This is a genomic window from Streptomyces antimicrobicus, from assembly GCF_020532625.1.
GTDB classification, from domain to species: domain Bacteria; phylum Actinomycetota; class Actinomycetes; order Streptomycetales; family Streptomycetaceae; genus Streptomyces; species Streptomyces antimicrobicus.
This window is the reverse complement of the sequence record NZ_JAJAUY010000038.1, coordinates 34,712-44,701: the sequence shown is the minus strand read 5'-3', so window position 1 is coordinate 44,701 and position 9,990 is coordinate 34,712. Positions and strand designations below refer to the sequence as shown.

At 74.2% G+C, this 9,990-nt stretch carries 7 protein-coding genes and 1 pseudogene; 4 read left to right on the top strand and 4 right to left on the bottom strand.

From position 1 onward, the window contains the following. The 3 genes from LG632_RS12785 to LG632_RS12775 form a co-directional block, all read left to right on the top strand. Positions 1–741 (top strand): citrate/2-methylcitrate synthase (locus LG632_RS12785; RefSeq protein WP_308108330.1); only part of this gene is annotated, 741 nt, incomplete at its 5' end. 565 nt (positions 742–1,306) lie between these two features. Next, a complete protein-coding gene (locus LG632_RS12780) occupies positions 1,307–2,959 on the top strand; it encodes an ATP-binding protein (RefSeq protein WP_226727133.1) in 1,653 nt (550 codons plus the stop codon). Then, the gene (locus tag LG632_RS12775) at positions 2,956–3,675 is read left to right on the top strand and encodes a response regulator (protein ID WP_226727132.1); all 720 of its coding nucleotides are present in this window, start codon (positions 2,956–2,958) and stop codon (positions 3,673–3,675) included. Before LG632_RS12780 ends, LG632_RS12775 begins: the two co-directional genes overlap by 4 nt. A gap of 22 nt (positions 3,676–3,697) precedes the next feature. On the opposite strand, the gene LG632_RS12770 is transcribed toward LG632_RS12775, so the two are convergent. The 3 genes from LG632_RS12770 to LG632_RS12760 all read right to left on the bottom strand — a co-directional run bounded on the left by LG632_RS12770 (position 3,698) and on the right by LG632_RS12760 (position 8,136). After that, positions 3,698–5,290, bottom strand: a complete 1,593-nt coding sequence (locus LG632_RS12770) for a monocarboxylic acid transporter (RefSeq protein WP_226727131.1) — start codon at positions 5,288–5,290, stop codon at positions 3,698–3,700. Then, positions 5,287–5,874, bottom strand: a complete 588-nt coding sequence (locus tag LG632_RS12765) for a DUF485 domain-containing protein (protein ID WP_226727130.1) — start codon at positions 5,872–5,874, stop codon at positions 5,287–5,289. The genes LG632_RS12770 and LG632_RS12765 overlap by 4 nt, the downstream gene beginning before the upstream one ends. Positions 5,875–6,018: 144 nt before the next feature. Further along, positions 6,019–8,136, bottom strand: a complete 2,118-nt coding sequence (locus LG632_RS12760) for a DNA gyrase/topoisomerase IV subunit B (RefSeq protein ID WP_226727129.1) — start codon at positions 8,134–8,136, stop codon at positions 6,019–6,021. Positions 8,137–8,593: 457 nt separating this feature from the next. Here LG632_RS12760 and LG632_RS12755 point away from each other — a divergent pair, with 457 nt between their 5' ends. Beyond that, entirely contained in the window at positions 8,594–8,824 is a 231-nt protein-coding gene (locus LG632_RS12755) for a DUF7455 domain-containing protein (RefSeq protein WP_226727128.1), read from the top strand. 329 nt (positions 8,825–9,153) lie between these two features. Here LG632_RS12755 and LG632_RS12750 read toward each other — a convergent pair. Continuing rightward, positions 9,154–9,978 (bottom strand): annotated as a pseudogene (locus LG632_RS12750) (serine protease); the annotation flags it as partial. Between the last annotated feature and the right edge of the window lie 12 nt (positions 9,979–9,990).

Genomic DNA, 9,990 nt, shown 5'->3' with positions numbered 1-9,990 from the left:
CGGCCGACGGGCGGGCCCGAGCCCCGTGGGGCCGTGCCGGGGCTGGAAGCTGACGGGCCGCGACCCCACGCGGCCGAAGGGGCGGGCGAACCGCTGGCGCGGCGGCTGTGGGAGCGGCTCACGCCGCGGCCCGCCGATCCGGCGGCCGTCGCGATCCTCGACCTGGCCCTGGGCCTGCTCGTCGACCACGACCTGGCCGCCTCGACCCTGGCGGTCCGGGTCGCCGCCTCGGGCCGGGCCCACCCGTACGCCGCCGTGTCCGCCGGGCTCGGCGCACTGGAGGGGCCGCTGCACGGCGCGGCCGGGCGGCTGGCCCACCGGATGCTCGTGGAGGTGCTGGAGCGCGGCGGAGCGGCGCCCGTGGTCGCCGAGTACCTGCGCTCGGGCCGCCGGGTGCCGGGCCTGGGGCACCGGCTGTACCGCTCCGAGGACCCTCGGGCGAGCGCGCTGTTCTCCCGGCTGGCGGACCTGGACGCCGCGGCTCCGGCCCTGGCGGCGGCCCGCGACGTGGTGGCGGTCACGGCCCGCCAGGGCCGCGGGCTGCCGGCCAACGTGGACCTGGCCCTGGCGGTCCTCACCGTCTCCTGCGGCATGCCGCCCGAGGCCGGCGAGACGGCCTTCGCCGTCTCCCGCACGGCGGGCTGGATCGCCCACGCCCTGGAGGAGTACCAGGAACCCCCACTCCGCATGCGTCCCACCGGCCACTACACCGGCCCCCGCCCCCCGCGCCCCCTCCCCTGACCGACGACCACCGCCGAGCGAAGGCGGCCCGCCTCCCCGGCGAGACGGCGCCTCCCCCGCCGCCTCCGAGGCCTACGCCCGGCCAGGCCGCAGCCCCGGTGGCTGAGGACGCGGGGTCGCCACCCACCCCGCGGCCCCTGCGCACGCAGCCGAGCGGCGGGAAGCGCGCCCCGCAGCGTCCTGCCAGTGCCGCCCCGCACCGTCCCGCAGCCCCGGCTTCCGAGCCGAGGCCAGGGCCAAGCGCCGATCGGCCGGATCCGGGCCACGTCCGGACGGGCCGCGACCCCGGAAGCTCGGGGCGCAGTCCGAGCCCCACCCGGCGCCGCCGCCCCCGAAGCGGAGCCGGAAGGGGCCCACCAACGACGGCGTCCTGCGAGCCCCGCACCGCCCCGTCCCACGGCCCGGGCAACCAGGCGACCAGGCCACCACGCCGTGGCCAAGCGCCGTCGGCCACGCCCGCCCCGGGCCGCAGGACCTCGGGCCCCGGCCCCGTCCGCCCCGGCCCCGCCGGCCCGAGGCGTTGGTGGTTACGGGGAAGCGGAGCGGGGTCGTACCGTGTGGGGTCATGCGGAGTGGAGCGGGATCCGGGCGCCGCGCCCGGCAGGACGGGGCGCCTCGGCGTCGGCGGCGGTTCGCGCTGCCGCGGCGGGCCGTCTCGCAGATCCTGCTCACGCAGCTCGCCATCGCCGCCGGTGTCACGGCCCTGGCCACCGGCCTGTTCCTGGCCCCGCTCGGCGCCCAGCTCGACGACCAGGCCATGCGGCGCGCCCTCGCCATCGCGCAGAGCGCCGCCGCCGACCCCGCCCTGGCCCAGGGGCTGCTGGCGACCCCGCCCACCCCCGACAGCCCGGTCCAGGCCGCAGCGGAACGCATCCGCCGGGCGACCGGCGCCGAGTACGTCGTCGTGCTCGACCTCCACGGCATCCGCCGCTCCCACCCCAGCCCCGACCGGATCGGCCGGCACGTGTCCACCGACCCGGCCGACGTCCTCGCCGGCCGCGAGGTGATGGAGATCGACGAGGGCACCCTCGGCCGCTCCGCCCGCGGCAAGGTCCCGCTGCTGGCCGCCGACGGCGAGCTCGTCGGCGCGGTCTCGGTCGGTATCGAGTACGACAGCGTCCGCGACCGGCTGCTGGGCGCCGTCCCCGGGCTGCTCGTCCACGCCGGCGCCGCCCTGGCCGCCGGCGCGCTCGCGGCCTGGCTGATCTCCCGCCGGATCCACCGGCAGACCCGCGACCTGGCGTTCTCCGACATCGCCGGCCTGCTCGCCGAGCGCGAGGCCATGCTGCACTCGATCCGCGAGGGCGTGGTGGCCCTCGACCGGCACGGCCGGATCCGGCTGGTCAACGACGAGGCGGCCCGGCTCCTCGGGCTGGAACCGGGCGCCCCGGGTGCGGCCGGGCGCCCGCTGGACGACGTACTCGGCAGCGGCCGTACCACCGACGTGCTGGCCGGCCGGGTCACGGGCCGCGACCTGCTCACCGTCCAGGGCCCGCGCGTCCTGGTCGCCAACCGGATGCCCACCGAGGACGGCGGTGCCGTCGCCACCCTGCGCGACCGGACCGAACTGGAGCGCCTGGGCCGCGAGCTCGACTCGACCCGGGGCCTCATCGACGCCCTGCGGGCCCAGGACCACGAGCACGCCAACCGCCTGCACACCCTCCTCGGGCTGCTGGAGCTCGGCCTGTACGACGAGGCGGTGGAGTTCGTCACCGAGGTGGCCGGAGTGCACCGGACCACCGCCGAACAGGTCACCGAGAAGGTCCACGACCCGCTGCTCGCCGCGCTGCTCGTGGGCAAGGGCACCGTCGCCGCCGAACGCGGCGTCGCCCTGCGCCTGACCCCGGCCACCTCGCTGCCCGACCGGCTGGTGGATCCCGGCGGTCTGGTGACCGTCCTCGGCAACCTCGTGGACAACGCCCTGGACGCCGCCGCCGGTTCGCCCGAGCCCGTGGTCGAGGTGGAGCTGCGGACCGAGGACCCGCACACGGTCGTCCTGCGGGTCCGGGACAGCGGGCCGGGCGTTCCCGCCGACCGCCGCGAGGAGATCTTCACCGAGGGCTGGTCCACCAAGCAGCCCCACGCCCACCGCGAGCGCGGCCTCGGCCTCGCGCTGGTCCGCCGCCTCGTCGAACGCCAGGGCGGCTCCGCCCGGGTGGGCGCACCGGCGGCAGGCGGTGCGGAGTTCCTCGTCGTGCTCCCGGAGGCCCTGCGATGACCCGGCCCGGCAGCGCGGCCCCGGCGGAGGAGCTCGCCGTCCTGGTCGTGGACGACGACGCCCGCGTCGCGCGGATCAACGCCGCCTACGTCGCGAAGGTGCCCGGTTTCACCGTGGCCCGCGAGGTGCACACCGCCGCCGAGGCGCTGGCCTTCGTCGCCGCCCACCGCGTCGACCTGATCCTGCTCGACCACTACCTGCCCGACGGCACCGGCCTGGACCTGGTCCGCCGGCTGCGCCAGCTCGGCCACCACACCGACGTGATCATGGTCACCGCGGCCCGGGACCTGGCCACCGTACGGGCCGCGATGCGCCTCGGGGCCCTGCAGTACCTGGTCAAGCCGTTCACCTTCGGTGGCCTGCGCGCCAAGCTGGAGGCGTACGCCGCCCTGCACCGCGCCCTGGCCACCGGCGGCGAGGCCGAACAGGCGGAGGTGGATCGCATCTTCGGCGCCCTCGCCGGCGCGGCCAGCCGCAACGAACTGCCCAAGGGCCACTCCCCTGCCACGGCCGCGACCGTCCGCGAGGTACTGCTCGGCGCCGAACGCCCGCTGTCCGCCCAGGAGATCGCCGAACGCGCGGGCGTCAGCCGGCAGACCGCCCAGCGGTACCTCAAGCTGCTGGACCGCTCCGGCCGCGTCCGGCTGACCCTGCGCTACGGCGAGACGGGCCGCCCCGAGCACCGTTACGCCTGGATCCCGGCGGACCAGGGCTGACGAGCCTGCGCCCGTGTGCGCGCTAGACCGCCCCCGCCCCGGTGAGCGAACGGACCTCCGTCTCCGCGTGCTTGGCCGCGTCCGCCGTCTCCCCGGAGGTCACCGTGCCCAGCCAGCCGGCGAGGAAGCCCAGCGGGACCGAGACGATCCCGGGGTTCTGGAGCGGGAAGAGCTGGAAGTCGACGCCCGGGAAGAGGGATTCGGGGCTGCCGGAGACCACCGGCGAGACCACCACCAGCAGCACGGCCGGCACCAGGCCGCCGTAGACCGACCAGACGGCGCCCCGCGTGGTGAAGTTCCGCCAGAACAGCGCGTACAGCAGCACCGGCAGGTTCGCCGAGGCCGCCACCGCGAAGGCGAGGCCCACCAGGAAGGCGACGTTCAGGTCCTGGGCGAGCAGGCCCAGGGCGATGGCGACCGCGCCGATCCCGACGGCCGCCACCCGCGCCACCGCGACCTCGCTGCGCTGCCGGGCGCGGCGCCGCTTGAGCGAGGCGTAGAGGTCATGGGCGACGGCGGCGGAGGAGGCCAGGGTGATCCCCGCGACCACGGCCAGGATCGTGGCGAAGGCGATGGCGGCGACCAGCGCGAACAGCACCGCCCCGCCGGTGGTCCCCGGCCCGCCGCCCAGCAGCGTGGCCAGCAGCGGGACCGCGGTGTTGCCCGAGGCGTTGGAGGCCCGTACGGCGTCCGGCCCGACCAGCGCCGCCGCGCCGAACCCGAGGACCACGGTCATCACGTAGAAACCGCCGATCAGGGCGATGGCCCAGACGACGGACCGGCGGGCCGCCCGGGCGGTCGGCACGGTGTAGAAACGGGCGAGGATGTGCGGCAGACCGGCGGTGCCGAGGACCAGGGCCAGGCCCAGGCTGAGGAAGTCCAGCCGCGCCGTCCAGTCGCCTCCGTACTTCAGGCCCGGCCCGAGGAACCGGTGGCCGTGGCCGCTGCGGTCGGCGGCCGTGGTCAGCAGCTGGTCGAGGTCGCCGTGGAAGCGGATCAGCACCAGCACCGTCAGCGCCACCGCCCCGCCCATCAGCAGGACGGCCTTGACGATCTGGATCCACGTGGTGGCCCGCATGCCGCCGAAGGACACGTAGACCACCATCAGCGCGCCCACCCCGACCACGGCCGCCGTGCGGGCGGTGGCACCGGACGAGCCGAGCAGCAGGCCGACCAGACTGCCGGCGCCGACCATCTGGGCGACGAGGTAGAGCACGGAGACGGTCACGGAGGAGGCGCCCGCCGCGATCCGCACCGGCCGCTCGCTCATCCGGGCCGCGACGACGTCGGCGAGGGTGAAGCGGCCGCAGTTGCGGACGAGCTCGGCCACCAGGAACAGCACGACCAGCCAGGCGACGAGGAAGCCGACGGAGTAGAGCAGGCCGTCGTAGCCGAACAGGGCGATCAGGCCCGAGATGCCGAGGAAGGAGGCGGCGGACATGTAGTCGCCCGCGATGGCGAAACCGTTCTCCATGGGCGAGAAGAGCCGCCCGCCGACGTAGAACTCCTCCGCCGAGCCGCGCCGGTTGCGGCTGACCCAGGTGGTGATCCCGAGCGTGACGGCGACGAAGAGGCTGAACAGGATGAGCGCGAGCGTCTGCTGGTCGCCGGTCACCGACCCGCCCCCTGCCCGCCGCGGCTCCGCTCCCGGGCGTCGCGTGCGCCCCGGGCGTCATGGGCGCCCCCGGAGTCGCGTGCGCCCCGGGCGTCGCGGTCTTCCCGGGCCTGGTCCCGCGCCTGCTCGTGGGCCTGCTCGAAGACGGTCCAGCGCAGGTCGAGGGCCGCCCGGTCCCGCCGCAGCCGGGCGTGCCGGGCGTAGGCCCAGGTCAGGGCGAAGGTGCTGAGGAACTGGCCGAGGCCCGCCAGCAGGGCGACGTTCACCGCGCCCCACACGGGCCGGGCCATCAGTCCCGGCGCGGCCACGGCCGCGACGACGTAGGCGACGTACCAGAGCAGGAAGCCGAGGACCGCCGGGACGACGAAACGGCGGTAGCGGCTGCGCACCTCCTGGAAGGCGGCGCTGCGCTGGACCTCCAGGTAGATGTCGGCCGGGCGGGGGCGGGGTGGCGGCCCGGCGGGGCCGGGGGCGGCAGTGCGGGCGGCCGGTCCCGTCCCCTCGCCCCACCCCGCGGCCAGTGCGTCGTACCAGGGATCGTCCAGCCGGACCGTTCCGGGGTCGCGGCCATCGTGCTTGTCCACCGCAGTCTCCTTGTCCGCGGTCGCAGTGGCCGCGTGCCCCAAGGATGGGCGGAGTGACGTTTTCCGGACTGGTGTACCGATGCGCTTCACCCCATCAGGTGACGGGGTCGGGGACGGGGTGAAGCGCCGGTGTCCGGGGCCCGGTCAGGCGTCGATGCGCGAGCGGTCCAAGGTGGCCGCCGAGCTGGTGATGAACTCCTTGCGGGGCGCCACCTCGTTGCCCATCAGCAGGTCGAAGACCTGCTCCGCCGCCTCCAGGTCGCCGATGTTGATCCGGCGCAGGGTGCGGTGGCGGGGGTCCATCGTGGTCTCCGCGAGCTGGTCGGCGTCCATCTCGCCGAGGCCCTTGTAGCGCTGGATCGAGTCCTTGTAGCGCACGCCCTTGCGCTGGTACTCCAGCAGGGTCTGGCGCAGCTCGTGGTCGGAGTACGTGTAGACGTACTTGTCCTGGCCCTTCTTGGGCTGGACCAGCTCGATCCGGTGCAGCGGCGGGACGGCCGCGAAGACCCGGCCGGCCTCGACCATCGGGCGCATGTAGCGCTGGAAGAGGGTCAGCAGCAGGGTGCGGATGTGGGAGCCGTCGACGTCGGCGTCGGTCATCATGATGACCTTGCCGTAGCGCGCCGCGTCGATGTCGAAGGTCCGGCCCGAGCCGGCCCCTATGACCTGGATGATCGCGCCGCACTCGGCGTTCTTGAGCATGTCCGAGACGGACGACTTCTGGACGTTGAGGATCTTGCCGCGGATCGGCAGCAGCGCCTGGAACTCGGAGTTCCGGGCGAGCTTGGCGGTGCCGAGCGCGGAGTCGCCCTCGACGATGAACAGCTCGCTGCGGTCCACGTCGTCGCTGCGGCAGTCGGCCAGCTTCGCGGGCAGCGAGGAGGACTCCAGCGCGGTCTTGCGGCGCTGCGCCTCCTTGTGCTGACGGGCCGCGATCCTGGTCCGGGCGGCCGCGACGATCTTCTCCATCACGGCGCGGGCCTGCTGCTTGTCGTCGCGCTTGGTGGAGGTCAAGAACGCCTTGAGCTCCTTGGCGACCACCTGGCCGACGATGCGCGTGGCCGCGGAGGTGCCGAGGACCTCCTTGGTCTGGCCCTCGAACTGCGGCTCGGCCAGCCGGACGGTCACCACCGCCGTCAGGCCCTCCAGCGCGTCGTCCTTGACCACGTCGTCCTCGGCGACCCGGAGCAGCTTGCTCGCGCGGAGCACCTCGTTGACGGTCCGGGTGACCGCGCGCTCGAAGCCGGACACGTGGGTGCCGCCCTTGGGGGTGGCGATGATGTTCACGAAGGACCGGACGGTGGTGTCGTAGCCGGTGCCCCAGCGCAGCGCGACGTCGACGCCGAGCTCGCGGGTGACCTCGGTGGGGGTCATGTGGCCGCGGTCGTCGAGGACCGGGACGGTCTCCTTGAAGGTGCCCTGCCCGGACAGCCGCAGCACGTCGCAGACGGCCTTGTCCTCGGCGAGGTACTCGCAGAACTCGCTGATGCCGCCGTCGTAGCGGAAGACCTCCTCGGTCTTGCCGGCGCCGTCGATCGCGCGCTCGTCGCGCACCACGATGGTCAGGCCGGGCACCAGGAAGGCGGTCTGGCGGGCGCGCTGGTAGAGGGTCTCCAGCGAGAGCCGGGCGTCCTTGAGGAAGATCTGGCGGTCGGCCCAGTAGCGGATGCGCGTGCCGGTGCGGCCCTTGGGTACCCGCTTGCCCTTGCGCAGGCCGCTGCCGGGGTCGAAGGGCGCGTCGGGACCCTGCTCGGTGAAGATGCCGGGGACGCCGCGGCGGAAGCTGATGCTGTGGGTGGTGCCGCGGTCGACCTCGACGTCGAGGCGGGCGGAGAGGGCGTTGACGACGGAGGCGCCGACACCGTGCAGACCGCCGGAGGCCGCGTAGGAGCCGCCGCCGAACTTGCCGCCGGCGTGCAGCTTGGTCATGACGACCTCGACGCCGGACAGGCCGGTCTTGGGCTCGACGTCGACCGGGATGCCGCGGCCGTTGTCCTTGACCTCGACCGAGCCGTCCTCGTGGAGCACGACCTCGATGTGGTCGCAGTAGCCGCCGAGGGCCTCGTCGACGGAGTTGTCGATGATCTCCCACAGGCAGTGCATCAGGCCACGGCTGTCGGTGGAGCCGATGTACATGCCGGGGCGCTTGCGGACGGCCTCGAGCCCTTCGAGGACGAGGAGGTGCCGCGCGGTGTAGTTGGAGCCGTCCCGGTCTGCTCCGGTCAGCAGCGCGCTGGAAGGCACGGACGTGTCGGCGGTCACGCAGTTCGCTCCTCGCTGAATTTCTTTTCCCGCCCCGCTGGGCGCAGGGTGGCTCTGTTGCCGTCCAGAGGGTACCGAGGCCTGGTAGAGCCGATGCAACGCCACCCTCGTGGTTCTTCAGCCTAATACAGAACCGTACGGGTGTTCGATCGCCCGAAGGGGTGAAGGAAACATCACGTTCCCTTCCGCGCATGAACCATTTAGGGTTCGGGCACGTCCTCATGAACAACCGGCACACAGGCCGGGGAGGGCAGACCCCCGATGAGACGACCACAAGCAGCACCGACAGACAACGCGAAACCGTAGAGCAACGCAATACGGCTCCTTCGCCGCCAACCGGCAGCAGCCGGCCAGCTTCGGAAGGAAGTTTCGAGGAAAAGCCGCGAGCGGGAACGTTTTCGGCCTGGTTGGATGTTGACCCTGGTACGACAGCTCGTCGAGCTAGAGAAGAGGCGACGTGACTACTGTTCTGACCCCCGCGACCCCGCTGACGGCCGCTGACCGATGCGACCGTTGCGGCGCCCAGGCATATCTGCGCGTCGTCCTGATGAGCGGCGGAGAACTGCTCTTCTGTGCCCACCACGGGCGTAAGTTCGAGCCGGAACTCAAGAAGATCGCCGCGGAGATACAGGATGAGACCGAGCGGCTCACCAGCGTGCCGGCTTCCGCCGACACCGAGGAGCGCTGACACCTCGCATCCCGACGAGCCAGGACCGGCCAGGCCGGTCGACGGGCGGCCCCTGTGATCCAGGGAGCCGCCCGTTCTCGTTCTCCGGGGCCGGTCGGGCCTGCTGTCCGGGCCGGTCAGCCGCCGGTGCCGACGGGTGCCGCGGCGGTACCGGTGGCCGGGCCTGCGCCGCCGGTGGGGGTGCCCGAGGCTCCGGTCGCGGTACGGGAACCCGAGGCTCCGGTCGCGGTACGGGAGCCCGAGGCGCCGGTCGCGGTACGGGTGCCCGAGGCGCCGGTCGCGGTACGGGTGCCCGAGGCGCCGGTCGCGCCGGTCGCGGCGCCCGCCGCTCCCGTCACGAAGTCCACCAGCGGTGAGACCCGCGTGTACACACCGGGGCTGTCCGCACGTCCGCAGCCGCGCCCCCAGGACACCAGGCCGATCAGCCGACCCCCGGCCACCAGCGGGCCGCCGCTGTCGCCCTGGCAGGCGTCCTTGCCGCCTGCCGCGTGCCCCGCGCACACCATGGAGTCGGACCGGTACTGTCCGCTCGCGTCCCCCGGGTACGCCCGAAGGCAGTCGTCGTCGGCGAGCACCGTCACGCCTGCGGCGTGCAGCCCGTACGCGTAGTCACCGAAGCCGCTGGTGTCCCCCCAGCCGTAGACGGTCGCCGCCGTCCCCGCCGCGTACGCCGGGTCGCCGGCCGCGGCCAGCGGCAGCACGGAGGACGCCGGCACGGCCTCGGCGAGGTCCAGCACGGCGAGGTCGCCCGCGTTGCTCGCCGCGTCGTAGCCGGGGTTGACCCGCGCCGCCCGGACGGCGATCTCGCGGCCCTGGTCCTCGGCGCGCAGCTCGGTCCGGCCCGTGATCACCCGGAAGTCCTTCACCGACTCGACCGACCCGCCCAGCACCTGCCGGCTCAGGCAGTGCGCGGCGGTCACCACCCGGGTCGGTGCGACGATCACACCCCCGCAGAACTGCCCGGCCCGCGTTCCCCCGAACCGGTCACGGCTGGAGAGTGCCACCACCCACGGACTGTCGGCCACGTCCACCGGCGTGCCGCCGATCACGATGCTGTCGGCGGCCGCTTCCGGCGCCTGGACCAGCGGCGCCGCGCCCGCGCCCGCCACCAGGGTCAGCACGCCCGCCAGGACACGGGCAAGGGAACGACTCATAGGGCCTCCTGA